This is a genomic window from Kitasatospora viridis, assembly GCF_007829815.1.
GTDB classification, from domain to species: Bacteria; Actinomycetota; Actinomycetes; order Streptomycetales; family Streptomycetaceae; genus Kitasatospora; species Kitasatospora viridis.
The window spans coordinates 60,498-82,461 of the sequence record NZ_VIWT01000008.1 but is presented as its reverse complement, the minus strand read 5'-3'; the positions used below and the strand labels follow the sequence as shown (position 1 = coordinate 82,461).

General features: G+C 71.4%; 36 protein-coding genes. 33 read left to right on the top strand and 3 right to left on the bottom strand.

Annotated elements, in window-relative coordinates; genetic code table 11:
* Positions 1-17 precede the first annotated feature (17 nt).
* From FHX73_RS42675 to FHX73_RS47460, 11 genes are all read left to right on the top strand, one after another.
* Positions 18-521: a hypothetical protein gene (locus FHX73_RS42675; RefSeq protein WP_145911517.1), complete on the top strand. Its 504-nt coding sequence runs from the start codon at positions 18-20 to the stop codon at positions 519-521.
* Between the two features lie 242 nt (positions 522-763).
* Complete coding sequence (locus tag FHX73_RS42670) at positions 764-1,732, top strand: hypothetical protein (RefSeq protein WP_145911516.1); 969 nt, start codon at positions 764-766, stop codon at positions 1,730-1,732.
* Positions 1,733-1,837: 105 nt separating this feature from the next.
* On the top strand, positions 1,838-2,449 hold the full coding sequence (locus tag FHX73_RS45380) for a hypothetical protein (RefSeq protein WP_170305339.1): 612 nt from the start codon (positions 1,838-1,840) through the stop codon (positions 2,447-2,449).
* Positions 2,450-2,616: 167 nt separating this feature from the next.
* Positions 2,617-3,711, top strand: a complete 1,095-nt coding sequence (locus FHX73_RS47465; protein WP_145911515.1) for a hypothetical protein — start codon at positions 2,617-2,619, stop codon at positions 3,709-3,711.
* 88 nt (positions 3,712-3,799) lie between these two features.
* Complete coding sequence (locus FHX73_RS42655) at positions 3,800-4,327, top strand: hypothetical protein (RefSeq protein ID WP_145911514.1); 528 nt, start codon at positions 3,800-3,802, stop codon at positions 4,325-4,327.
* 66 nt (positions 4,328-4,393) lie between these two features.
* On the top strand, positions 4,394-4,642 hold the full coding sequence (locus tag FHX73_RS42650; protein ID WP_145911513.1) for a hypothetical protein: 249 nt from the start codon (positions 4,394-4,396) through the stop codon (positions 4,640-4,642).
* A gap of 47 nt (positions 4,643-4,689) precedes the next feature.
* A complete protein-coding gene (locus tag FHX73_RS42645) occupies positions 4,690-4,923 on the top strand; it encodes a hypothetical protein (RefSeq protein ID WP_145911512.1) in 234 nt (77 codons plus the stop codon).
* Between the two features lie 89 nt (positions 4,924-5,012).
* Positions 5,013-5,402, top strand: a complete 390-nt coding sequence (locus FHX73_RS42640) for a hypothetical protein (protein ID WP_145911511.1) — start codon at positions 5,013-5,015, stop codon at positions 5,400-5,402.
* Positions 5,403-5,550: 148 nt separating this feature from the next.
* Positions 5,551-5,790 carry a hypothetical protein gene (locus tag FHX73_RS42635; RefSeq protein WP_145911510.1) on the top strand — a complete coding sequence of 80 codons (240 nt, stop codon included), beginning with the start codon at positions 5,551-5,553 and terminating at the stop codon, positions 5,788-5,790.
* Positions 5,791-5,963: 173 nt separating this feature from the next.
* Positions 5,964-6,428 (top strand): hypothetical protein, encoded by a 465-nt coding sequence (locus FHX73_RS45375; protein WP_170305338.1) that lies wholly within the window; start codon positions 5,964-5,966, stop codon positions 6,426-6,428.
* 74 nt (positions 6,429-6,502) lie between these two features.
* Positions 6,503-7,231: a hypothetical protein gene (locus FHX73_RS47460; protein WP_145911509.1), complete on the top strand. Its 729-nt coding sequence runs from the start codon at positions 6,503-6,505 to the stop codon at positions 7,229-7,231.
* 21 nt (positions 7,232-7,252) lie between these two features.
* Here FHX73_RS47460 and FHX73_RS45370 read toward each other — a convergent pair whose 3' ends face one another.
* The gene (locus FHX73_RS45370; RefSeq protein ID WP_170305337.1) at positions 7,253-7,420 is read right to left on the bottom strand and encodes a hypothetical protein; all 168 of its coding nucleotides are present in this window, start codon (positions 7,418-7,420) and stop codon (positions 7,253-7,255) included.
* A gap of 256 nt (positions 7,421-7,676) precedes the next feature.
* On the opposite strand from FHX73_RS45370, the gene FHX73_RS42620 reads away from it, so the two are divergent.
* From FHX73_RS42620 to FHX73_RS42570, 11 genes are all read left to right on the top strand, one after another.
* On the top strand, positions 7,677-8,051 hold the full coding sequence (locus tag FHX73_RS42620) for a hypothetical protein (RefSeq protein WP_145911508.1): 375 nt from the start codon (positions 7,677-7,679) through the stop codon (positions 8,049-8,051).
* Positions 8,052-8,100: 49 nt separating this feature from the next.
* Positions 8,101-8,445: a hypothetical protein gene (locus FHX73_RS42615; protein WP_145911507.1), complete on the top strand. Its 345-nt coding sequence runs from the start codon at positions 8,101-8,103 to the stop codon at positions 8,443-8,445.
* Positions 8,438-9,016 carry a hypothetical protein gene (locus FHX73_RS42610; protein ID WP_145911506.1) on the top strand — a complete coding sequence of 193 codons (579 nt, stop codon included), beginning with the start codon at positions 8,438-8,440 and terminating at the stop codon, positions 9,014-9,016. The genes FHX73_RS42615 and FHX73_RS42610 overlap by 8 nt, the downstream gene beginning before the upstream one ends.
* Positions 9,013-9,333: a hypothetical protein gene (locus FHX73_RS42605; protein WP_145911505.1), complete on the top strand. Its 321-nt coding sequence runs from the start codon at positions 9,013-9,015 to the stop codon at positions 9,331-9,333. The genes FHX73_RS42610 and FHX73_RS42605 overlap by 4 nt, the downstream gene beginning before the upstream one ends.
* Before the next feature lie 105 nt (positions 9,334-9,438).
* Complete coding sequence (locus FHX73_RS42600; RefSeq protein WP_145911504.1) at positions 9,439-10,020, top strand: hypothetical protein; 582 nt, start codon at positions 9,439-9,441, stop codon at positions 10,018-10,020.
* A 66-nt stretch (positions 10,021-10,086) separates the two neighbouring features.
* Complete coding sequence (locus tag FHX73_RS42595; RefSeq protein WP_145911503.1) at positions 10,087-10,608, top strand: hypothetical protein; 522 nt, start codon at positions 10,087-10,089, stop codon at positions 10,606-10,608.
* Between the two features lie 14 nt (positions 10,609-10,622).
* Complete coding sequence (locus FHX73_RS42590) at positions 10,623-11,384, top strand: hypothetical protein (RefSeq protein ID WP_145911502.1); 762 nt, start codon at positions 10,623-10,625, stop codon at positions 11,382-11,384.
* The gene (locus FHX73_RS45895) at positions 11,381-11,779 is read left to right on the top strand and encodes a DUF6283 family protein (protein ID WP_211786512.1); all 399 of its coding nucleotides are present in this window, start codon (positions 11,381-11,383) and stop codon (positions 11,777-11,779) included. The genes FHX73_RS42590 and FHX73_RS45895 overlap by 4 nt, the downstream gene beginning before the upstream one ends.
* A gap of 8 nt (positions 11,780-11,787) precedes the next feature.
* Positions 11,788-11,976: a hypothetical protein gene (locus FHX73_RS42580; RefSeq protein WP_145911501.1), complete on the top strand. Its 189-nt coding sequence runs from the start codon at positions 11,788-11,790 to the stop codon at positions 11,974-11,976.
* Positions 11,973-12,770, top strand: coding sequence for a class I SAM-dependent methyltransferase (locus FHX73_RS42575; protein WP_145911500.1), 798 nt, complete (start codon positions 11,973-11,975; stop codon positions 12,768-12,770). The genes FHX73_RS42580 and FHX73_RS42575 overlap by 4 nt, the downstream gene beginning before the upstream one ends.
* A 170-nt stretch (positions 12,771-12,940) precedes the next feature.
* Entirely contained in the window at positions 12,941-13,372 is a 432-nt protein-coding gene (locus FHX73_RS42570) for a hypothetical protein (RefSeq protein ID WP_145911499.1), read from the top strand.
* A gap of 48 nt (positions 13,373-13,420) precedes the next feature.
* Here the strand turns inward: FHX73_RS42570 and FHX73_RS42565 are convergent, their stop codons facing one another.
* Positions 13,421-13,714: a hypothetical protein gene (locus FHX73_RS42565; RefSeq protein ID WP_145911498.1), complete on the bottom strand. Its 294-nt coding sequence runs from the start codon at positions 13,712-13,714 to the stop codon at positions 13,421-13,423.
* Positions 13,715-13,926: 212 nt separating this feature from the next.
* On the opposite strand from FHX73_RS42565, the gene FHX73_RS42560 reads away from it, so the two are divergent.
* The 11 genes from FHX73_RS42560 (at position 13,927) to FHX73_RS42515 (ending at position 21,037) form a co-directional block, all read left to right on the top strand.
* Positions 13,927-14,379 (top strand): hypothetical protein, encoded by a 453-nt coding sequence (locus FHX73_RS42560; protein ID WP_145911497.1) that lies wholly within the window; start codon positions 13,927-13,929, stop codon positions 14,377-14,379.
* On the top strand, positions 14,376-14,702 hold the full coding sequence (locus FHX73_RS42555) for a peptide ligase PGM1-related protein (RefSeq protein WP_145911496.1): 327 nt from the start codon (positions 14,376-14,378) through the stop codon (positions 14,700-14,702). Before FHX73_RS42560 ends, FHX73_RS42555 begins: the two co-directional genes overlap by 4 nt.
* Before the next feature lie 25 nt (positions 14,703-14,727).
* Complete coding sequence (locus FHX73_RS42550; protein ID WP_145911495.1) at positions 14,728-15,723, top strand: hypothetical protein; 996 nt, start codon at positions 14,728-14,730, stop codon at positions 15,721-15,723.
* Between the two features lie 149 nt (positions 15,724-15,872).
* Positions 15,873-16,418: a hypothetical protein gene (locus FHX73_RS42545; protein WP_145911494.1), complete on the top strand. Its 546-nt coding sequence runs from the start codon at positions 15,873-15,875 to the stop codon at positions 16,416-16,418.
* Positions 16,415-16,783, top strand: coding sequence for a hypothetical protein (locus FHX73_RS42540; RefSeq protein ID WP_145911493.1), 369 nt, complete (start codon positions 16,415-16,417; stop codon positions 16,781-16,783). The genes FHX73_RS42545 and FHX73_RS42540 overlap by 4 nt, the downstream gene beginning before the upstream one ends.
* A gap of 14 nt (positions 16,784-16,797) precedes the next feature.
* Positions 16,798-17,361 carry a hypothetical protein gene (locus FHX73_RS42535; protein ID WP_145911492.1) on the top strand — a complete coding sequence of 188 codons (564 nt, stop codon included), beginning with the start codon at positions 16,798-16,800 and terminating at the stop codon, positions 17,359-17,361.
* Between the two features lie 61 nt (positions 17,362-17,422).
* Positions 17,423-17,590 carry a hypothetical protein gene (locus FHX73_RS45365; RefSeq protein ID WP_170305336.1) on the top strand — a complete coding sequence of 56 codons (168 nt, stop codon included), beginning with the start codon at positions 17,423-17,425 and terminating at the stop codon, positions 17,588-17,590.
* Positions 17,591-17,671: 81 nt separating this feature from the next.
* Positions 17,672-18,157 (top strand): hypothetical protein, encoded by a 486-nt coding sequence (locus FHX73_RS42530; RefSeq protein ID WP_145911491.1) that lies wholly within the window; start codon positions 17,672-17,674, stop codon positions 18,155-18,157.
* Positions 18,154-18,537 carry a hypothetical protein gene (locus FHX73_RS42525; protein WP_145911490.1) on the top strand — a complete coding sequence of 128 codons (384 nt, stop codon included), beginning with the start codon at positions 18,154-18,156 and terminating at the stop codon, positions 18,535-18,537. Before FHX73_RS42530 ends, FHX73_RS42525 begins: the two co-directional genes overlap by 4 nt.
* Positions 18,538-18,634: 97 nt before the next feature.
* Positions 18,635-20,551, top strand: coding sequence for a coiled-coil domain-containing protein (locus tag FHX73_RS42520; protein ID WP_145911489.1), 1,917 nt, complete (start codon positions 18,635-18,637; stop codon positions 20,549-20,551).
* A gap of 48 nt (positions 20,552-20,599) precedes the next feature.
* The gene (locus tag FHX73_RS42515) at positions 20,600-21,037 is read left to right on the top strand and encodes a hypothetical protein (protein ID WP_145911488.1); all 438 of its coding nucleotides are present in this window, start codon (positions 20,600-20,602) and stop codon (positions 21,035-21,037) included.
* Here the strand turns inward: FHX73_RS42515 and FHX73_RS42510 are convergent.
* Entirely contained in the window at positions 21,027-21,836 is an 810-nt protein-coding gene (locus FHX73_RS42510; RefSeq protein ID WP_145911487.1) for a hypothetical protein, read from the bottom strand. The two genes, FHX73_RS42515 and FHX73_RS42510, sit on opposite strands and share 11 nt — an antisense overlap.
* Between the last annotated feature and the right edge of the window lie 128 nt (positions 21,837-21,964).

Here is a 21,964-nt window from a genome sequence, read left to right as displayed (position 1 = left end):
AGGGAGACCCCACGACCATGGCCCAGCAGATCGCCGCGTCCGGCCGCATCAAGGTCAACGCCATCACCGCCCGTTTCCATCACATCGGTACCGCCGACCCGGGGACCGTTCAGATTCAGCGTTGGGCCGTCATCCTGTTCCGCGCCCTGCTGGACGGCACGGGGATCGCGCTCGGGGACGACAAGGAAGACGGCGCCCTGTCCGGGCACCACGGCCGCTACCTCCTGGTTGAGTACGAGACCCCGGGCGAGTACGGCACCCGGGGGCCCTTCGGTAGCACCCCCATCCTTCAGGACCTGCTGCACCACCTGGTCGAGAACGCTCGGGACTTCGACCGCAGCGCCGGGGACTTCACCGTGTGGCTGGACCGCAACGAGACCGCCCGCGCGGACGTGGACGCGGAGTGGGAGGAGTTCACCACGGCCCAGGTGGTGACTCCGCGCCTGCGGGAGTTCCTGGGAGAGGAGCAGTACGCCGCGTTCCTCGACCCGGCCCTCACCGACTGGTGGTCCGAGGAGTAGGGCAGAAGCGGGGGCACAACAGCGGGGCGCGCACCTGGGAGACCGGGTAGCGCGCCCTTCCCCTTTGGTCACTGATTGTCATAGTTCGTGGTGGTGACTCCACCTCGTGTTACCGGCCGTGATGGGGCGCCGGTTGTCACCCTGGCCCGCCGGGAAGTCTCGTGAACCCACTTGCGTATACGCGCAGCGGTGCACTAGCTTTCTTCCTGTCACCAACGCCCTGCCAAGCACCGGAGGACCCCATGGCCCGCAAGCTCAGCCCCGCCAAGTCCAAGGCCCTGCTCACCGGGATCGAAAGCCCCCTCGACAACCCGCTGCGCCGCGTCACCGGCAACCTGCGCACCCTGGTGTCGCTCGCGGCCGACGGCTACCTGAGCGCCGCCGGGGACGGCGGCTACGTCCTCACCGACACCGGGTTCACCACGGCCACCGGCATCGAGTCCGACCGCCAGGCAGCCCTGGACGCCACCCTTGCCGAGGTCCGCGCCGAGCGGGAGCAGCGTGAGGGCGGGGAGCAGCAGGCGGTGGTGGAGGTGGCCGCGCCCGCGCCGGTGCGTGAGCCGGTCAAGGGGTCCATCACCCGGGTGCTGAAGGGGGCCGGGCTGGAGCAGAGCGTCAAGTCCGGAGGGTTCTTCGGCGTGCACAGCGACGGCTTCCGGCAGGACGCGCCCGGCCGGGGTGAGGGCGGGGGCACGTCCGTGACGGTGTCCTGGTACTACCGCGCCCAGAACCAGGCGGCGTTCCAGCGGGCGTTCTCCGACGACAAGGGGGCGCGCATCGCTGCGCCGGAGGGGCACGCGGACACCGTGGGCAAGGCTAAGGCGGCGCTGGAGGCGGCCGGGTTCGGCGTGCTGCTGATCGAGGGGCGCGACGGCGCAGCGCTGCGCGTGGTGGACCAGACCATTCTGGACTGGCACCGGGAGGGGGAGCGGCGCCGGGCGGACGCGGATGCCATCGCTGAGGCGCTGGTGCCCCAGGGCGAGCTGTTCGAGGGGGTGTGGGAGGAGTTCCCCACCCACGCGACCCGGAGCAAGCACGGTGACCGGGCGTGGGCGGTGGCGCTGGTGCGCTCGGCGGTGGTGGCCGGGTACCGGGAGCAGGGGCGCGGTGAGAGCGTGATCACCCTGGAGGACGTGCCCCCGGGCGGCATCCTGGCGAAGTGGCAGCGGCTGATGGTCGCGGTGGTCAAGCCGGTGGCCGAGGTGGCCTAGCGTTGCGGTGGGCGGGGGCGTGGCGGTGGTGCTGCGCCCCCTTGGGTGGGGCGGTCCGGGGTGGTCCCGGGGCGTTGGACGGTACTGAGAGGGTTCAAGATCACCATGGGCAAGTTCGACTGCGACGCGCGTATCCAGGGCCTGCTGGCCGAGTTCGAGGGTGACCCGCTGGTGCACGGGGCGTTCGCGGAGCAGCGCATCGAGGCGGCCGAGGCGGGCGACACGGAGCGGCTGGCGGAACTGGACTCCCTCGGGGTGGTCGGCTACGCCCTGGCGGACCGGGCGGCCCGGGGGGAGCGGGAGATCATCGCGGCCGTGGCCGAGGTGGGCCGGGACGGGTTCGAGGTGCTTGCCGAGGAGGGGCACCAGTGGCTTGAGACCGTCGCGCAGCTGGTGGACGCGCACGGGGAGCACGCGGTGAACGCCATGGGCCTGTTCGTGGAGCAGCGCAACGGCGAGCACGAGGTGACGGCCCTGGAGCTGGAGGAGATCGCGGAGGACGCCTACCAGGGGGTGTTCGACTCGGTGGCGGCGTGGGCCCGCAGCGAGTACGAGGGGCGTGACCGCATGGGCATCCTGACGGGCCTGGCGGACTTCGTGGACTGGCGGTCGGCGGGGGAGTGGTACTACCTCAGCCGTGAGGACGTGCTGATCTTCGAGGTGGGCGGGCGGGCGTACGTGTTCGAGCAGGAAGCAGGAGACCCGAGCGAGCAGTGAGCCCGTGGCGGTGGCCGCCCCGCTGCGCCCCTGGTGACGGGAGCAGCGGGGCGGCCTGTTGTCCGGCCCGGCCAGCCAATCTAGTGACACAGCTTGCGCATACTCATCGCTGTGCACTAGCTTGGCCTTGTTGCGTTCGACCGACCACCGCCCAGGGAGCCACCGAGATGACCGCGAAGCCCGCCACCACCGCCCACGCCGCCACCATCTCCCGCCAACTCGCCACCACCACCGCACTCACGGACAAGGGCATCCGGCGCAACCCCCACACCGGCTACCAGGTCTCTCAGACCGCCCCCGGGGAAGTCGCCGTCACCTGGGAGGGCACCGACGCCACCGCCCTCGACGACATCGCCACCGCCCTGGAGCAGCGCGGCTACGACGTCGAACGCACCTCCCAGCACCGGGGCGCCCAGAGCACCTACCACGTGCCCATGCTGCGCGTGACCCCCGGCACCCCGCTGCGCCCCGTCAAGGGCATCCCCGTCACCCGCGAGCACCTCACCGCCCCCGCCTACGGCTACGCCGACACCTGGGGCGGCACCTCCCGCCCCCTCACCCACCAGACCCCGGCCGAGGTCTGGGAGGCGGTGGAGCGCGTCCGCGCCGAGCACGGGGAGGTCATGATCAACAACGGCGGCACCATCACCCTGTACGCGGGCAAGACCCGGGACGAGGTGGGCGTGATCATGGTGGTCACCGACACCCCCACCCTGGAGCGCTTCCGCACCGAGCACGAGCGCAGCGCCGCCCACTGGGCCGACCAGGAGCGCCGCGAGACCGCCGAAGCCGAGCGCCACCGCCGGGCCCTCGCCGAGCGCCCCGGCGACGACCGCGCCCACCACTGGACCACCGTGGCCACCAAGGCCGAGAAGTCCGCCGCCGACTGCGCCAAGACCGTCGCCACCCACCGGGCCGCCGCCGACGCGCTCACCGCGATCATGACCACCACCGCCGTCGCCGTCGACATGGTCGAACGCGGCAAGGGCCTGGTCACCTCCGCCAACTTCGGCGGCTGCGTGATCACCGAAGACGGCAAGTGGTACGCCGAGGAGGGCACCGCCGGGTGCGTCGTCGGCACCGCCCAGACCACCAAGGACGACGCCGTGCGCGTGCTCGCCGCCTACTACGGCGTCACCGGCCCCATCGTGCTGACCGTGGTCGAGGAGTGGCGCAAGGGGTGGCCCGAGACCACCCGCACCCTGCCCGCCCCCATCCCCCTCCCGTACGACCAGACCGACGCCGCCCAGCACGCCGCCTGACAGCCCCACAGCCCCCGCTGCGCCCCGCGCGGCGCAGCGGGGGCCCGCAGACCGCCCAGCACCCCCTACAGCCCCTCAGGAGCCCACCGTGAACGCCACCACCCCCGCCGCCGGAATCCGCACCGGCTTCCGTCTCACCACCCTCAGCCGCGACACCCTCACCGACAACATGAACTTCGGCCCCGTCCGGGACGCCCTGGACGCCGCCGCCGACGACGCCGACCTGAAGAACCGCACCCTGTGCCTCTGGGAGATCATCGACACCGGCAAGCCCAGCATCATGGGCGGCACCGTGCAGGATTGGCGCCTGGTCACCCTGGTCAACCCCGCCCCGCAGCAGTACCGCACCCTGCACGACGCCGAGTGCGACCCCGAGGAGCAGGGTTACTGCTCCTGCAAGCGCCGGATGCCCGTCGACCCCCCGGCCTGGGTCAACCTGTTCGCCGGGCACACCCTCTCCAGCATGTTCTACCTGTCGCCCCAGACCCGCGCCCAGCTGACCGCGCTGCGCTGGCCCTTCCCCGAGAACGCCAACCAGTGGACGTACCCGGGCGTTGCCGACACCGACCCGGACGCCACCCCCGACGCCACCAGCGCCACCGAGCCGACCGCCTGACACCCGCGCCGCTGCTGCGCCCCACACCGGGGCGCAGCGGCCGCTGTAGGCCCCCTGGAGGCCCTCGTGAGCACCGACCGCACCCCGGCCCAGCCCGAGCCCGTCACGATCCCGCTCAACTTCATGGTGGCCGTGGACGTCGCGGCCTACGCCGAGCGCTTCGGGGTCGAGCCGAGCCGGGGCATGGTCATCGTCGACCTGATGGAGCGGCTCACCCCGAGCACCACCGATGACCTGCTGCGCCTGTTCCCGGAGCTGGAAGGCATCGCCACCCTGGCCCAGCCGCCCGCCTGGCGCCCCGGACAGAGCAACTAGCCACCACCGCAAGCCAGTTGGCCAGACGACCGCGAGGAGAGACCGCCGTGAACCCGAAGACCGCCAACGCCGCCGCCACCTTCCTGCCCGCCGACCCGGCCGAGCCCGGCACGCTGCCGTGCATCGAGATCGGCGGCGCCCAGGTGTACGCCTACCTGGACGACGACGGCACCCTGTGCGTGTCCGTCAACCTGGAGACCGCCGCCCCGGGCCTCGTCCGGGCCGACGACACCGTCCCCCTGCGGATCACCGTGGGCGACCGCGAGGTGTTCACCGGCTGAAGCCGCCCACGCCGCCCCCACGGGGCGCAGCACCGCCCGCTGCGCCCCGCTCCCTCCAGCACCCCGCCCAGACCGCCAGAGAGGCCGCCATGCCCGCCACCGCCGCCCCGCTGTCCCGCCCCGTGCGCACCGTCCTGGAGCGCCTGCTGACTCAGCACTCCGTCACCGGCGACGAGCACCGCACCGCCCGCCACCGGGCCGCCCGGCTCGGCCTGGTCGCCGACACCCCCACCGGGTGGGACGCCCAGCTCACCCCTGACGGCCGGGACGCCATCCTCCGGTATTGGGCCGCCCGCCCGTGCCGCGTGCTCACCAGCAGCGCCGGGGACGTGTGCGGGGAGGCGTCGGCCGTCGTGTTCGTCACCTCCAGCCCCCTGGGCAGCGTCGTGGACTTCGACCCCCGGTGCGCCGCGCACCGCACCCCCGGGGCGGGCAGCGGCAACGTCGGCCGCGTGCTCGACCTGCACCACACCGCCTGACCCAACCCGGGCAACTGCCAAGCCCTGCAAGCCAGTTCACGCCCCGGCGCTGCGCCACCCTGCCACGGAGCAGCGCCGGGCGGACCGGCCGACCACTGCCACGGTCCGGCCAACTCACAACCCTGCCAAGCCAGTTGGAGAACTCGCCATGATCTCTTCCGCCGCCGACGCCGAGCGCGCCAACGACGACGCCCAGTTCCACCCCGCCGACATGTACGCGGGCCCCACCCTGGAGATCGGGGGGACGTGGGTGTTCGTCTCCTTCGAGCCGGACGGCACCCTGCTCATCGGCGTCGCCTCCAAGGACGACGACTGCACCGCGACCCGGCCGGACGGCACCATCCCGATCAAGGTCACCGTCGACGGCGAGACCGTCCACACCGGCTGAGCCCCCCGTCCGGGCCGCCACCCCCGACGACGGAATCCGTAGCCCAATCTACGGATTCCGTCGTCTCGCCCCCTAGGGCCGAGCCACGGATTCCGCACGATCACTGCCAGTCGGCGACGGAATCCGCATCACCCACCGCCTGCCTGCCGCCTGCCACGGAGGGACGACCTGCCATGAGCCCCCACCCGATCGAGACCGCCGCCCGCCCCGACCCCGCCGCCGCGCTGCTGCGCACCGTGGACGTGGTGCACGAGAACGGGTGGCGCACCCTGGTTCAGCACTGGGCCGCCGACGTGCGCACCACGACCGGCGGAGCCCCGGCCTGGGAGCGGCGGGAGTGGATCACCAGGATCTCCGCCCGGGTGGGGGAGACGCGGGCGGCCCGGGTGATGGCGCACCCGTACGGGCCGGGGCAACTGCCGCAGGCGCGGGCGCACTGGGCGCAGGTGATGGGGGCGGTCCAGGGGGAGTGGCGCGCCGGGCGCGTCAGGGTGCAGGGGGACGTCGGGGCCCTGCCGGAGCCGCCGTACGCGGTGTCCGTGGACCGGGGGGAGGTCCGGCGGTCGGCCGCTCCCCGGCCGGTGGCGCAGCGCGGGCCGATGACGCTGGAGGCGGTCGCGGCCATCACGTTCTCGTGAACACCTTGCGCATACTCACAGCGTTGCACTAGGTTCCTGCCTGTCACCAACCCTGCCAAGAACCGGAGACACCGATGACCACCACCGCCCCGCTGCGCGCTACCCGGGGACAGCTCGCGGTCTACCGCGAGGTCCACCGCGCCTTCTACATCAACCAGGAGCAGCCCTCCGAGGCCGTCACCTTCACTCCGGCGCTGGTCACCTCGGTGCGCCGCGACGGCACGGTGAAGGCGATGCGCGGACCGGACGGCCGCACCTTCGCCACGGCCGCCGTGCTGCCCAAGGACCACAAGATCCTGCTCGTCGAGTCCGGCCGCTGCGCCACGGACGCCGTGCTCAAGGCCGCCGCCGCCCGCACCTGGGGCGGGAGCAGCCTGTTCAAGGCGTACGACACCCTGGACGAGGTGAAGGCCCTGCTCGCCGAGCACCCCGCACCGGAGCAGCCCGCCGCCAAGCCGCCGCGCCCGGCCGCCCCGGCCACTCTGGTCGTCGCCCGCCGCAAGCCCTCGAACCACTCCCCGATGGCCTGGACCGTCGCCCTGCCGACCGCCGACGCCACCCCGGGCGTCATCGTGGCGATGGACTGCCGGACCAAGACCCGCGCCATGATCATCGCCGGGTGGCTGGAGGACACCGGCTTCGACTGGACCGCCGACCGCTCCGAGATCAGCAACAACCCGGCCGTCCTGGCCCTGTACTCCGCGATCACCCACGACCTGAACGAGGCCCGCAACGGCTACGGCGTCTGGCCCGAGGAGCAGCCGGAGAAGTACACCGAGCTGCTCGCGGCGCTGCGCCGGTGAGGGCCCTGCCCTCCGTAGGGCTCAGGCGGAGTCCGCGTCCGCCTTGGCCAGGAACGCCCGGCCCCCGTCATCCCACGACATCACGCAGGGCTTGCCGTCGGGCTGGTCGTGCGGGCCCATCTGGTTGAACGGGTCTACCGGAGCCGGTCCGCCGCACTCGGGGCACATCAAGAAGCGCGTAGGTGTCATGCCACCAGGCTAGGCGCTCAACGGGCGTGGGCGGGCCCAGGACCCCGGCGGAGGTTCCCGGGGCCCGCCTGGGCCCGCTGCGCCGCCTTCACGCCCGGCCCGGCGGCGGTCGGGCCAGTATGGCCAGCCGCTGCGCCGCCACCACCCGGCGCCAGGGGGAGTGTCGGCCGCCCCGCCCATCATGGGCCCGGACAAACCCCGCGCCCGCTACCCGGCCGCCGACTACGGTGGCCGGACACGAGGAGATGAAACGATCATGACTCACCGAGTGACGGACCGGATGATGGCCGTCCTGGCACCCGACCGCACCGAGCTGTGGAAGGGGACCGACATCGAGAGCGCGCTGATGGCCGCCTCCCTGGCCCCCGGCGCGCAGCTGCTCACGACGGGCGCCTGGGGCTGGGAGGAGCGCTCCGCCCACACCGTGGTGGCCGTCCCCGCCGACCGGCGCCCCCGGGTGCTGCTGCTGCGCGGCGCCGAGCACACCCGGCACGGGGACCTGAGCGGCGCCCGGCACGAGGCTGAGGCCCACGGCGGCCCGCTGGCCTGGAAACCGAGCACCGACCCCGACACCGGCGCCACCACCTGGGCCGCCGCCGACTGGTCGATCACCGAGGCGCAGCCGCGCTGACCGCAGAGATGCTTAACTCAGCAACACAGCACTTCGAAGGAGGAGCACCGTGACATACCCGCCGAAGGGCCTGGAACAGGCCCTGGCCGACGACCGGGCGGGGGTGGTCTGCGGGGACACCTACGACCACGACACCGAGACCACCCACTCCGGGCCGGACGGCGAGGGCTGGCGCTGCGTCCACTGCGGCGCCGAGGGCTTCGAGCCCCGGGAGCCCGCCATCGGCCCGGACGGCCTGACCGACCGCGAGCGCGGCCTGCTGGAGGTCGCCCAGGGAGCCGCCGCCAGGCTGAACGGCCTGCTCGCCGAGCGGAGCAGCCACCTGCGGTACAACGTGCTGCTCTCCGCTGCCCCGCCCGCCGTGCACGGCGCCCGGGAGGCTGGCCGTGGCTGACCGCCCGCTGCTCTTCCTGGACGTCGACGGCCCGCTGAACGCCTACGGCACCCGGCCCGAGGGCCGCCCGGCCGGGTACACGCCGCACCGCTGGACCCACCTGCGCAGCGGCGGCACCCCGGGCAAGCCCTCCTACTACGTGCGGCTGCCGAAGGTGTGGCTGCACCCCGGCCACGGCGCCCGGCTGCGCGCACTGCCGTACGACCTGGTGTGGTGCACCAGCTGGAACGAGCTGGCCAACCGCTACATCGGACCGGCGGTCGGCCTGGTCGGCGGCGAGGAGCAGCTGCCGGACCTGCCGCTCGTGCCGGTCGGTGACGCGCCGGAGGAGGACCGGCCGGGCGGGGTGCACTGGAAGCTGGCCGCGCTCCTGGAGTACGCCGCCGGGCGGCCGTTCGCCTGGGTGGACGACGAGGTGACCGACGCCGACCGCGCCTTCGTCGCCGACCGGCACGCGGCCCCGGCGCTGCTGCGCCTGGTCGACCCGGCCACCGGGTTGACCGACGACGACTTCGAGACGCTGGCCGCCTGGGCCAGCCACCGCACCGAGACGGAGATGGACCGTTCATGATCGACATCACGGGGCTGGACCGGGCCGAGGTCCTGGCCGCGCTGTTCAACGAGGCGGGGCTGGGCGGGGGCGGTGGCCAGGTGGCGCTGGTCTACGCGGCAATGGGCGCCGTGCCCGAGGACGTGCCGGTCGAGCAGGCTCGCCGGTGGCTTGAGCAGGTCCCGGACGGCCAGTTCGAGTACGTGGCCGCTCGGCCGCTGAAGGTGGACCTGCGGCCCGGGGCGACGGAGTTCGACGGCTGGCTGTTCGACCGCGAGCACGGGCAGGGCGCGGCGCAGCGGGCGGTGGACCGGGTGAGGGGGCGCCGCCAATCCTAGTGAACCCTCTTGCCTATGCGCATAGCGGTGCACTAGATTGGGGTGCAGAAGGCGGGCCACTGCCAGGCCCGCCGACCCTGCCGCCCCACCAGGAGACCACCTGCCATGAAGCGCTCCGCCCTGGCCGCCAACCAGACCTACCAGCTGCGCCTGACCAAGGAGACCCCGGTCCCCGTCCCCGCGCGGCTCCTGGACGCCACCGACCTGTGGGCGTACCGGAACATCGCCTGGGACGACACCCTGCACCCGGCCCCCGGAACCCACCGCCCCATGATCAACACCCCGCGCTCCGGGCGCAGCGGCCTGCTGGTGATGCTGCCCTCGATCATCCCGCTCACCGACAAGGCCGCCACCGAGGCCGCCGCCCGCCTGGCCATGCTGCCCCCGCTCACCGACGACGCCCGCACCCTGGAGGGCCTGCGCGCCTGGCGGGCCCTGGTCGGCGCCAACCTGCTCCTGCCCCGGCTGCGCCCCGAGCTGGTCAACAACTCCAACCTGCTCGCCCCCTGGGCCCCCGACGAGCGCGCCGTCCCGGGCGGCCCCCGGCCGCGCCCCTGCGACTACTGCTCCCAGCCCGTCACCTACCGCACCCACGACGAAGGCCGCCACTGGGAGCACACCCTGACCGACGACCCGATCTGCGCCACCGAGCGGGCCGACGACTGCAACCGGCCCTTCCAGCCCTGAACCCCACCGGGGTCCGGCAGGATGAACCTGCCGGACCCCGGCCCAACCAACCCCCTTGAGGAACCCATGACCCCCGCCGACCCGGCCCCCCAGATCCCCGTCACCCTCGCCCGCGACACCCTCCACCACTTCGGCTACCTGCCCGGCCACAAGGTCGGCTCCTTCACCCGGCCGCTGATCGCCGCCCTCGCCGCCGCCGACCGCCGCAACCGCGCCATCCTCACCGAGGCGTACCCCGTCGAGGCCGCTGCCGTCGACCTCGCGATGAACCACGAGGACGGACCGGACCGGCTGGCCGAGATCGCCTGTGTCGGCCCCGCCGCCAAGAAGGACCCGCACACCGACCGGCAGCCGCCCTACGCCGAGGGCGACACCATCAAGGTCTACGACCGCCAGTACGGGGAGCGGTACTTCGCCAAGGTCACCAGCGTCGACTACACCGGCCGCCTCGACCCCTGGACCGTCGGCTTCGAGTCCGTCCACCCGGTCACCCCGAACGACTCCCGCCACCACGTCGGCACCCTGGAGTGCGACCACGACGGCGCGAGCCTGAACATCCTGCCCACCCTGCCCACCGATCTCGTCTGACCAGGAGCCACTCCGTGCAGCTCAAGTCCGTCGCCAAGTCGATCCGCTCCGCCTACAAGGAGGTGATCAAGGACCAGACCGCCGCCCGCGAGGCCACCGGCGCGTGGCTCGGAGACATCTCCCGCTTCAGCGAGCGGAGCATGGAGGAGCTGATCCAGGCCAACGCCCACTTCAAGCAGTGGCAGGACGTCGCAGCCAAGGCCCAGACGATCGTCTCCAACACCTTCGAGCAGCCCGCCGACCTGGACGGCTTCTCCGACCAGGTCGTCTTCGACGCCACCATGGCCGTCCGCGACGACGTCAACACCTGGCTGGGGCAGCGCCGCAACCAGCGCGCGGGCCTGGCCCAGGAGATCGACACCGCCATGCACAACGCGGTCTCCCGCTTCCTCTCCAAGACCAGCATCGTCGAACTCCTTGACGACGAGGACGACATCCCGGTCCCCACCGTCAAGACCATCGACGGCCGCGTCAAGCTCCACCTGGAGCCCCCGAAGGACCTGATCATGGCCCGCTATGAGAAGCCGGAGGAGCGCATCCTGGTCGACAACGTCTTCGTCACCTTCGACCTGACCGAGCCCAACCAGTGGGCTGTCGGCACCGTCGTCGCGGCGGGCCTGGTCGTCAACGAGAAGAACAAGCCCGGCCGCAGCCGCGCTACCACCAGCTTCTCCGGCTCCCTCGCCGAGTACGACGACGACATCCCCAAGGAGCTGGTCGACCTCGTCGACGGTGCGCTGCGCCTGCTCGCCCTGACCCAGGGCAGCCAGCAGTGACCGACGCCCAGACCCCGGAGCGCGGCTCCTGCAGCACGGGCACGCCGCACCGCCGCTACCCGTGCAACGAGTGCCCGTGGAAGCGCGAGACCGAGCCCGGCCAGTTCACCGCCGAGCGGTACGAGCTGCTCCGCAACACCAGCGAGCAGATCGAGGTGACCAGCATGGAGGACATCGTCTCCCAGCCGATGTTCGCCTGCCACAAATCCCCCGAAGGCGACGAGGAGGCATGCGCGGGCTGGCTCGCCGTCGAGGGCCACCAGCACATCGGCATCCGGCTCGCGGTAGCCACCGGCCGCATCCCGGCCCAGGCGCTGCGCCCCGGCGAGGGGTGGCCCGAGCTGTTCGACACCTTCGAAGAGATGGCCGAGCGGCAGGGCGCGGTCGACGGGTGACCCGACGGGTGACCCGGCTCCCGTACCGGTACGACCCCGAGACCGGCATCGCGACCTGCCGCCGGTGCTCGGTCTCGGGGTTCGACCGCTCCCACACCCAGGCCGCCGCCTGGTACGCCGTGCACCAGCAGGACTGCAAGACCCCGGAGGACCAACCGCCGGGCACCGTACTGGAGTTCAGGAAAAAGAGGGCATGACCGACATCCTTGAGGGGCACGGCCCGCTGATCGACCCCGCGCGGGCCGTGGAAGCGCTGCAGGCCGCCTGGAAGAACCCGGAGCTGCCGGAGAAGCCGTTCTTCTTCTCGGAGGGCGCTGCGCCGCTCGCGGGCGGCCCGCACGACCAGCTCGTTCCTGACGGGGTGCAGAACCCGTACTGGGAGGTGGTGCGGTGGATGCCGTCGACGCCGCCGGTCTTCGGGACGATGCCCGAGGTGCAAATGGAGCCGATGTACTTCGCGCCGGAGCTGAGCATGCGCCTCGCGCTCCTCGGTGCCTCCCGGCAGCAGCTGTGCACGCAGTACGCCTGGTCGATCCCGTCCCCTGGCGACATCACCTGGATGGTGGAGCAGCTCGGCGGCCGGGCCGTGGTCGAGGTCGGCGCCGGTACGGGGTACTGGGCGTGGCAGCTGGAGCAGGCCGGGGTGGACGTCGCCGCCTACGACCCGCTGCCGCCCGGCTGGGAGAACCGGTGGTGCTCCGGCGGTCCGTACACCACGGTGCTGGTCGAGGGCGCCGAGGCTGCTGCCGCGCACCCGGACCGTGTGCTGCTGATGGTCTGGCCGCCCCACCAGGGCGAGCACGCCCGCCACGCCCTGTCGGTGTACCAGGGCGACCTGCTGCTGTACGCGGGGGAGGGCTGGGGCGGGGCGAACGCCGATGACGGGTTCTACGAGCTGCTGGACGAGGAGTGGGTGGAGGTGTCGGCGTCCCCCGCGCACGTCAACTGGTGGGGTATCCGCTGCCGTCTCGCCGCGTACCGCCGCCAGTAGAACATCGGAGCGAGAAGTCGTACGCAGGAGCGACCTGAAACCCCGGCACCGGCGGCATCTGGCCAGCCGGAGGCCGGGGTTTCGGACACAATGGGCCGGTTGGAGACGGGAAATTGCGCGGGCCCAACTTTGGCTCTACATTTGGTAGTTGGGGGAATAGCGTCTTTCGCATGATGAAGCGACACCCCTCAGAGATCGCTGTCTCCGACCAGGAGCAGGCCGCCGTCCGTGACATCCAGGAGCACGTCGAAGTGCTCGGGGAGCTTGCCGGGGGAGAGGCGATCGAGTCCACGATCCGCCCGGAGGAGCGGCCCGACTGGTTCCGGAACGTCCTCGCCACGCACAGCAATCCGCGCAAGAAGCGCTACTACTGCCCGCACTTCCCGAGCAACGGCGAACTCACCGTGCCGCTCGTCGCCTGGGCCGAGATGCCCGACACCGTCGCCTGCGTCCCCTGCGACGTCAAGCGCCTGTCGATCACGGCCCGCAAGTGCTACTCCTGCAAGAAGTCGCTGCGGGAGACCGGTGGGCGCAGCCGCACGATCTTCCTGGGCCCGCTCGCCGTCAGCGCCGCGTTCTGCCCGTCCTGCCCGGTCTACTGATCATGAACACGCGGTGCCCCGGCCGAGTCCGCCCGGCCGGGGCACCGTTCATTTCTCGGTACGGCCCTTGGAGGGCCTGGGCGGGGGGAGGGTGCGGTCCTGGCGCTCCCGGGAGGCCAGGAGGTCGGGAACCGCGATGATGACGATCACGCAGACGCCGACGGTGAGGACGTACAGCGCGGCTGCGGCGGGGGTGTGCTTCTCGGGGGAGAGGAAGACGAAGACCGCGCCGGTGGCGAGGATGGCCAGGGCGATGAGCGAGAGATAGAGGGTGAGGGTCCGGCGGCGTTCACTCGATGGGGTGGTGTTGTCGGGTCGGGGTGGTGGCTGGTTCTTGGTCATGCAGCGGTGCTCTCCGGCGGTTGTTGGTGGGGGGCCACAGGATCGGCTCGTTCGGTTTTGGCCAGTTCCTGTGCAGCGCCCGCAAGAGGCTGACATTATTGCATTGTGCGGATCACCCGGTCTGTCATCTGCGCTCTTTGGCGCATGCCCTGACGGGACGTCACTCCGCACGCCGTGCTCGTGCAGCTCAGCTCTTTGACCTGGGAGAAGCGTTGTCCGACTCCACCGTCCGCACCGCACAGCAGGTCGCCTTTGCCGCCCAGCGGATACGGGCCAGCGCCGAGCGGCACGGCGAGGACTACGAGAGCGAGCGCCGCAGGTTCAACTCCCTGCTGATCCTGCGCAAGCACGCCCCCCACGGCCAGGTCGGCACCTACGTCCGCGCGCAGGAGAGGGAAGCGATCTGGCGCCGGGTCAGGAAGCACGCGGGCGTACGCCACCTGGACGAACTGACCGACGAGGAGCTGGTGGCCGCCGTCCGGGAACAGCGCGAGGAAGAGTTCGAGCTGGGGATCAAGGCGCTGCTGGACCAGGACGAGCCCGGAGTGACCGGGTCCGCCCGTCTGGCCAGCCTGGCGGAGTCCGGGCAGTTCTGGATCGCCACCGCCCAGATCGCCGAGCTGCCCCTGACCGTCCCGCCGTGGCTGCTGGACGGTGCCAGATGACCCGGCGTTCCCTCTCCGGCCTCGCCCAGCGCAGCGCGGACGCACTGCGGGACGCCGGGTTGGTGGCCGCCTCCCTCTCCAGGACCGGAGTCGTCACCCACGCCGGGTACTTGGTCGAGGACCTGTCCGACGGCACCGTCCGGGTCACCTACGTCGCCACCAGCCTTCCGCCCAACGCCCGGCTCGTCTTCAACATCACCGAGACCTGCGCCCAGGTGCTGGAGAAAGCGGGACTGACGGTGGACATCGCACTCGGCATGAACCAGCTGCCCCACCTCAGCATCACCTCACCGCCGCCTTCCGCCCAGGCCCTCACTGCCTGACCTGCCGCCCCCTTTGGAGTACACCGTGTTCGTCTACACGCTCGTCCTGCCGGACGGGACACCCAATCTGGAACTGTCCCTGGTCGACGCCCGGAACGCCGCCTCCTGCCTCCTGCCCGATGACGCCGCGCCCCAGTGGCTGTCCGAGGACCATCCCGGCGACCCGGAGCACCGCTCGGCACCGGCCAAGGCCATGGAGTACGCGTACCCGCAGGGCGGCACGCTGACGGTCTGGCGGCAGTCCGTGGAAACCGAAGAACTGGAGCGGGCCCTTCACGCCGAGGAGCAGCGGCTGCGCCTCGCATGGCCGAAGCGCCCCGAGGTGGGCTCCGTGGAGGCCACGGCAGCGCTGGTGCCCCCGAGGCCCACGCCCGAAGCCTCGCCCTCACCGGAGAAGGTGGCCGCCGAGGAGGGCGCGGTCCTGGCCAAGTACGTCACCGAAGGCGGCGAGGAGCCGCTGCAGCGCATCCTCCTCGACCACGGCGTCGGCGTCATGTTCTACAACCTCCCCAACGCCCGCCCCAGCGTGCGCGCGTACCTCGAATCCGCATCGGGCATCCACCGGCTGTCGGAACTGGCGGGCGACCTGATCCCGACGCTGCAGCAGGCCCGGGTCGACCGTGGTCTTCGCCCCCACCAGGTTCCGCAGCTCCTCGCGGTCCGCATGATCGGATGGCTGGTCGTCACCGGTGAGCTGGTCCGCGTGACCTGGGACGCCAACGGGCAGCTGCTGCAGGCGCAGCAGGTGGTCGACGACGAGATCGACTCGTTCGACCTCGACGTGAAGCTCCCGGAGCCGGTCTACACCGATGCCGCCGGGCAGCTGGGCCACCAGCCGCCGTCCGGTCTGCGGGGAGCAGGCTCCGGCCTCGCGGTGGCCCGGCACGTGGCCAAGCTGTTCCCCGGTCTGGCGGGCGCCGACCAGGAGGAGGAGCAGGAGCCCTCCCCGGAGGACACCTGTGTCCAGGACGAAGAGGCGTGGTTGTTCAACCAGGACAGCCCGGCCGAACCCGCGTTCTGACATGCTTGGCGCTGCTGGCCCTGGAGCGACGACCGGGGCCAGCAGCGCTGTCGTGAGATCGTTTCAGACCTCGACGGCCTGCGAAGACGGCATGTAGGCTGGCCGGACCTGCCAATGCTCCACCACTCCTCCTGCCAGGAGAATCCGCCATGCCGTCCTCGGGCACTGCCACGCCCGGGTGGTACGAACTCGCCGCAGCTGAGTACGAGACCACCCTTCCCTTCCTCGCTCCGGCGCCGTACCTCGTCAGCACCCGCGACCGCCTCAAGGCCCTGAAGGCCGCCCTCGCCGCCCTGGGCATCGTCCCGATCTCGCCCGCGAGCATCGACGCCGAGAACCTCCACCCGGCCCTGCTGGTGAAGTCCTCCCGCACCGACAAGCTGCGCGCCGTCTGGGCCACCCACGACGGCGCCGCCACGGTGCTGCTGGTCTCCGGCTGGGAGCCGGAGGAACCGCTGCTCTACGCCCGGCCGCTCACCCGCGCCGCCGACGTCGTCGCCGCCCGCCTGGAAGGCCCGGACTACACCAGGCTGGTCGGCGAACCCGAGCTGCCGGACTACCGGAGCATCGTCGACGGCTTCCTGGAGGCGGGCGTCCCCGGCGACCTCGGCGAGAAGAAGACCTTCACCGTGCACGGCATGCGCGCCCTCATCGCCGCCCTGATGCTCAACTCCGAGGCCCGCCAGCCCCGATGAGCAGCAGCAAGAAGACAGCCGTCCCGGTCGACTTCAGCACCTGCTCCCTCCACGACGCCGCCGCTCTCCTCGGCAAGACCGAGGACCAGGTCCGCCTCCTCGTGGAGTACCAGACGCTCCCGGTCGTCCCCGTCGACGGACTGCGCGCCCCGCGCCTGCTCCTGTCGGCCGTCCACGCCTACAACCGCCGCATCCACCCGCCGAGGACCACCACCCTCGGCCGCCCCGGCTTCACCGGCCGCGCCTGCGCCCGGCCCACCGACCACCGCCGCACCTGGAACCACGGCACCCACCCGGACGACAAGCGCTGGACCACCTACCGCTGCTCCCGGTGCCGGACCTACTGGCGCGTCCGCAACGCCTGACGAAGCGAGCCACGATGACCATCGCCACCATCTCCACCAACAGCACCGGCCCCACGCCCCCGGCCGTCCTCTACGGACTGACCCTGCAGCAGCGCAACCGCACCGTCCTGGTCGCCGCGATCTCCGACCTCCGCAACAACCGCCACGCCCACGAGCAGATCCACCCGCTGCTCGCCGACATCCTCGGCGTCAACACCTGGCTGACCGAGCTGTGGGAGTCCTACAGCAACTACCAGCACACCGGGGTGGCCGCGATCTACCAGAAGGTCCGCCTGACCGGCCGCGTGCTGGAGGTGCTGGACCTGGACAACCGCGTCGTCCAGCGCCGCACCCCGCTCACCGCCGCCCTCACGCTCGAACCGCAGCTGCTGTCCTGGGCCCTGGACTGGGCCGCCACCGAGCGCGCCGTCATCGACCCGGACGTCACCAGCCGCGCCGAGCGGGTGCTGTGCACCGCCGCCGGAATCGGCGAGCTGACCGAGCTGATGGACGAAGTCCTCACCGAGCGGCGCCGCCACGAGGGCCTCCCGCGCCACATCACGGACCTCCACCAGTGGAAGGTGAGCCAGGGCCGGTGATCGTCCCCGGCCCGCTGCCCTCCGTCTACTTCATGCCCGAACCGACTCCCGTGGATCTGATGTGCGCCGTACCGCCCCCGTCACCCTGGCCTGCTCCACCACCGTCGCCGCTGCCGCCGAAGGCGCCTTCCACCTCGGCGTGGTCACGCTGGCGAGCGCGGCGGCGGCCGGGATCTTCACCTGGATCACGCTGACCGTCACCGGGGGAGCCGACCACCCCGACCCCTGACCCGGATTGTCACAACCAGCGACTAACCTTCTACATACTGCCACCGCCTGCCGCCTGAACTGCCGAAACAGGACCCACCCCATGACTCCCACCACGCTGCCACCGCAAGGCACCTGCGCCAGCTGCGGCCGGAAGGCGAACCTCACCAAGGCCGGGATGATCCGCCACCACGGAGCCCCGAACCCGTACCACCTCTCCTGGCTCATGGGCGCCGCCTGCGCCGGAGTCGGCGAACCGCCCCGCGAGCGCGTCCGCCTCGACCCCACCGGCCTGGAAGCCGTCGTCAGCGAGGTCGTCACCGCCGCCCTGAGCAGTTCCCCGGCCGCCAGCGCCGCCGCCATCACCAGGGCGGTCGTCAAGGCCCTCACCCCACGCCTGACCACCCTGGAGGCGCAGAACGCGATGCTCACCGACACCGTGGTGGTCGCCGCCGCCCTCTACTTCGACCAGATCAGCAAGGCCAGCGAGCGCGACTACGCCAGCGAGCAGCTCCACCTGACCGCCTCCGACCTGGTCGCCGAGAACCCCCGCCTCAAGAACGCCTACAACCCCGGGACCGACAAGTGATCCACCCGCCGCTGGCCGTCGGCGACCGCATCCACCACGCCCCGCAGCAGGGCCTGCTGGGCCTGTGCACCACCGTCACCGCCATCGACCACGCCCAGGCCCACGTCACCGTGCAGGCCGACGACGGCCGGACCAGCACCGTCCGCTGGCCCAACGCCCCCGAGGCCCTCGCCATGTTCCGCGACTACCGGATGCTCGACCTGGAGACCCTCGCGTACTGCTGCCCAGCCCCAACGGCGGCGGCCCCCACCCCCCAGGAGCCAGGCCGGTTCGGACCGAGGAAGAAGGCCGCCTGGGCTTGTTATAGAAAAATGTTGCGCAGGATGGTAGCCCTACTCCACGGGGGAGTTGGGCAGTTCCGGGAACGTCGCACCGGATGACCTGCTCAGTTGCTTAACTAGGACTCGACCGACCGATGTCGGCGCCGCGCGCGATGATGGAACCGCTGCCGCGCCCCAAGTACAGAGGAAGTACCGCATGGCCATCCGGCCCAAGACGCTGACGATCCGCTGCCGCCCTCTCAACTCCTGGCTCGGTAGGGGACTGCTGCGCGACGCACCCGCGCAGCTCCACGAGATCCTGACCCACGCCGAGCGGCAGGAGGACCACCCCGAGCCGAGGTTCGAGCTGCTCGACATCCGGGCCGCCGACGTCAGCAAGGCCAACGGGTACGGCTTCGCCGCCCGGTGGACCGAGCCCCGCAGGACGAACGACCCCACCCCGGTGCGGATCTACGCCACCCTCACCGTCCTCGACACCAGCCACTGCAACATCGCCGACATCCGCGCCTCCGACGAGTCGTTCTCCCCAGGGCCTGGCCTCCCAGTGAGCAAGGCCAAGGGCGCGGACAAGCGAGGCGCCTGGACGATCGTCGCCTACGCCCCGGGCGAGCCGACCTGGCAGAGCCACTGGCTCTCCCCAGCGGTCAGGCTGATGCCGGAGAACAAGAACGTCGGCTGGGACCGGGCCCACGGTGGTCTCGGCGGGCGCATGCTGAAGATCAACCGCCTGACGAAGAGCAGCTTCGGGAACACCAAGAGCCTCCAGGTCCAGCTGCAGGAGTTGGGCAGGTACGCCGACACGACCACCGTCTTCGTCCACGACGACGACCTGGTCAAGGCCACCAACGCGAAGGCCCTGGTGGAGGACTTCACTCCCTCCATGCACGGCAACACGGTCCTGTGGACCGTCTCCGGCCCTGAGTACGACCAGCTCAACGAGGCCCTCGCCCACCAGTACGACATGCGCCTGCATCCCGGTGGCGCGTTCATCCTGCCCACCCTGCGTGAGGGCCTGCGCTCCTCGAACGTGATGTTCACCCACGACGATGTCGTCTCCGGCCGCGCCGCCCGGGGTCTGCAGGTCTACCACCAGATGCCGTGCGACATGACCCAGTGGGTGGAGAACAACGTCCGCAACACCGTCGGGATCGCCGAGACCATCGAGGAGCACGAGGAAGAGCGCAGCGGCTTCATGCTGGGGGACCTGGTCGAGCTGTTCGGCTCCCTCACCCGCGTCGACGTCGGGCCCGAGGGCATCACCGTCCAGGAGGTCACCGGGCCCTCTCCACAGGAGGAGATCGCCATGCTCGCCGAAGGCCGGGAGGAGATCCTCGGCGAGCTGAACGGCACCCTGGAGGAGCTTGAGGACACCAAGATCCAGCTGACGGCGGCCAGGGCCGAGGTCGAGGAGCTGCGGGCCCGCCCGGACACGGCGGCGCTGCGGCAAGTCGCGGTGGCCGCCGTACGCGACCGCGACGCGGCCAACCAGCGGGTGGTGGAGCTGGAAGCCGAAGGCGACGACCAGGTCCGGGAGATCGCCTTCCTGCGCCGCAAGCTCGCCGACCTGCAGAAGGCCCCCTTCGACGAGGCCGTGCCCGCCGCCCGGCCGGTGGCCGCCTCGTGGGACGAGTTCCTCGAAATGGGCCACGAGCTGCTGGAGTACGTGGTGCTCGGGGACCGGGTGCCCGACAGCATCGCCGAGCTGGACTCACCGCACAGCGCGTTGTGGATCAATCGCGCCTGGGGCGCGCTGGAGATGCTGGAGTCCTACGGGCAGGCCCGCGCGACCGCCGGAAGCGACCGGCCCGAGCTGTCGTCGATCTACCAGTACCTGCGCTGGCCCGGTGCCCTGAACCCGATCTCCGCCAGCGCGTTCGTCCCGGACGAGTCGGCGGCCGTCAAGGCCCGCGACGAGTGGTTCAACGCCCGGGTGTTCCCGGTGCCGAGGTCCGCCCACCCGTCGGAGCGGGCGTACATGGGCGCGCACATCCGGCTCGGAGCCCAGGTCCCCTACCCCCGGCTGCACCTGTTCGACTCGACCCGGGCTGACGGAAAGATCCACATCGGGTACATCGGACCCCACCTCCCGAACACCCTGACAGCGAAGATGTGACAACAGAAAGTGACCATAGCCATGGCCAGAGTCCTCTAGACTCCGGCCATGGCCTTCTCCCCACCGCAGCACACGTACAGCATCGAGTACCAGCGTGCTGGCTACCGGGCGCTGGGCAAGCTGTTCAGCAGGGCTGCCAAGGCCGACATGGAGCCGATCAACTGGACCATCAGCCACGGCGGCGTGCTCATCGGCGAAGTGCACGCCGTCTACGGCATGGACGCCAAGCGGGACATCGGCAAGGAGCTGGCGCTGTACACCCGCTGGCTCATGCACCTGGCCGGGGACGTCGAGCACGACGACAAGGACTACACCTACGCCCTCCTGGACGAAGGCAACGTGGACAAGGCCGCCTACATCTCCAACTCCCCCGGACTCGGGGGTGCGAGCGTACGGCTCACGATGAGGCCGGTGCCGAAGAAGGAGCTGCTGGCGGCGGGCGGCACGATCAACACCAAGCCGGAGCAGGGCGAAGCTACGCCGTAAGGGCAGACTGCCGTCCGGCCGCGCGGTCCGCGATCTCGTGGCACTGGGCGTCTGTGAGCAGGTACTGCACCATGCTGGGGTTGTGGGGGCCCGGTACGCCTTCGACCGGCATCCCGAAGTCGGCCAGCCGTGCGGCGGCCTTGCGCTCGAAGTAGACGGCGCAGTGTCCTTCGGGGGCTGCTGCCCAGCTCAAGGTGGTCGCGCTCACCCCGAGGTGCTTGCGCAGGGCGTAGTTGAGCCGGTCGGCGGGGAAGGTCAGGCTGTCCTCGACGAGGCTGCCGTTGATGATCGCGTCAACCCTGGCCTTGAAGGCCGCTTCGTCCTGCGCGGTTCGGGCCGGACGGCTCTGCCTGGGTGCGCGCGGCGTGCAGTGGATGATGCCGAGGGTGAGCCAGCGGGTGCTGCAGATCGGCAGGGTGAAGGCGATGCCAGTCTCGGCCTGGAGCAGGGCGAGCACGTGGCGCCCGGTGGAGCTGTGGAGCAGGTCGTGGATGCGTCCGCTGCCCAGGTAGCACTCCAGGCGCACGCGGGTCACCCGATGAGGTGACGATGCGTCAGTCTCTTCGACGACCGCCCGGTACGGCCAGGCGTTGAGAAGCAGCTGTTGCAGCGGGGACGGCGCCCCCGTCACGCTGCTCGCGTGGCGGTCGGTGAGCTGCCGCCAGGCGCTGGCGACCGTGTCGGCGGTGCTCTGCGCCGTCTGCTCCAGGACGTCGGCGTCCGCCTCGCTGGCGGACTCCCGCGCCTCCCAGCCCGGGACGACGTCCGGGGTGCCGTCGAACCCCCTGATCTTGAGCACCGCTGCCTCCGTCCTGCTGGTCTCCCCGAACGGTAGCGCACTCAGGGGACAGTCCGGGTCCTGTCCGGCCGCCTCTGCCCGGTGGGAAGGGGCGGAGGGAGGTCCACGATGCTGCGTCGCCTGTCGCG

Coding starts and splice junctions, on each gene's coding strand:
- FHX73_RS42675 (WP_145911517.1), top strand. CDS start 18: ATGGCCCAGCAGATCGCCGCGTCCGGCCGCATCAAGGTCAACGCCATC.
- FHX73_RS42670 (WP_145911516.1), top strand. CDS start 764: ATGGCCCGCAAGCTCAGCCCCGCCAAGTCCAAGGCCCTGCTCACCGGG.
- FHX73_RS45380 (WP_170305339.1), top strand. CDS start 1,838: ATGGGCAAGTTCGACTGCGACGCGCGTATCCAGGGCCTGCTGGCCGAG.
- FHX73_RS47465 (WP_145911515.1), top strand. CDS start 2,617: ATGACCGCGAAGCCCGCCACCACCGCCCACGCCGCCACCATCTCCCGC.
- FHX73_RS42640 (WP_145911511.1), top strand. CDS start 5,013: ATGCCCGCCACCGCCGCCCCGCTGTCCCGCCCCGTGCGCACCGTCCTG.
- FHX73_RS42635 (WP_145911510.1), top strand. CDS start 5,551: ATGATCTCTTCCGCCGCCGACGCCGAGCGCGCCAACGACGACGCCCAG.
- FHX73_RS45375 (WP_170305338.1), top strand. CDS start 5,964: ATGAGCCCCCACCCGATCGAGACCGCCGCCCGCCCCGACCCCGCCGCC.
- FHX73_RS47460 (WP_145911509.1), top strand. CDS start 6,503: ATGACCACCACCGCCCCGCTGCGCGCTACCCGGGGACAGCTCGCGGTC.
- FHX73_RS45370 (WP_170305337.1), bottom strand. CDS start 7,420: ATGACACCTACGCGCTTCTTGATGTGCCCCGAGTGCGGCGGACCGGCT.
- FHX73_RS42620 (WP_145911508.1), top strand. CDS start 7,677: ATGACTCACCGAGTGACGGACCGGATGATGGCCGTCCTGGCACCCGAC.
- FHX73_RS42605 (WP_145911505.1), top strand. CDS start 9,013: ATGATCGACATCACGGGGCTGGACCGGGCCGAGGTCCTGGCCGCGCTG.
- FHX73_RS42600 (WP_145911504.1), top strand. CDS start 9,439: ATGAAGCGCTCCGCCCTGGCCGCCAACCAGACCTACCAGCTGCGCCTG.
- FHX73_RS42595 (WP_145911503.1), top strand. CDS start 10,087: ATGACCCCCGCCGACCCGGCCCCCCAGATCCCCGTCACCCTCGCCCGC.
- FHX73_RS42575 (WP_145911500.1), top strand. CDS start 11,973: ATGACCGACATCCTTGAGGGGCACGGCCCGCTGATCGACCCCGCGCGG.
- FHX73_RS42570 (WP_145911499.1), top strand. CDS start 12,941: ATGATGAAGCGACACCCCTCAGAGATCGCTGTCTCCGACCAGGAGCAG.
- FHX73_RS42565 (WP_145911498.1), bottom strand. CDS start 13,714: ATGACCAAGAACCAGCCACCACCCCGACCCGACAACACCACCCCATCG.
- FHX73_RS42555 (WP_145911496.1), top strand. CDS start 14,376: ATGACCCGGCGTTCCCTCTCCGGCCTCGCCCAGCGCAGCGCGGACGCA.
- FHX73_RS42545 (WP_145911494.1), top strand. CDS start 15,873: ATGCCGTCCTCGGGCACTGCCACGCCCGGGTGGTACGAACTCGCCGCA.
- FHX73_RS42540 (WP_145911493.1), top strand. CDS start 16,415: ATGAGCAGCAGCAAGAAGACAGCCGTCCCGGTCGACTTCAGCACCTGC.
- FHX73_RS42535 (WP_145911492.1), top strand. CDS start 16,798: ATGACCATCGCCACCATCTCCACCAACAGCACCGGCCCCACGCCCCCG.
- FHX73_RS42530 (WP_145911491.1), top strand. CDS start 17,672: ATGACTCCCACCACGCTGCCACCGCAAGGCACCTGCGCCAGCTGCGGC.
- FHX73_RS42520 (WP_145911489.1), top strand. CDS start 18,635: ATGGCCATCCGGCCCAAGACGCTGACGATCCGCTGCCGCCCTCTCAAC.
- FHX73_RS42515 (WP_145911488.1), top strand. CDS start 20,600: ATGGCCTTCTCCCCACCGCAGCACACGTACAGCATCGAGTACCAGCGT.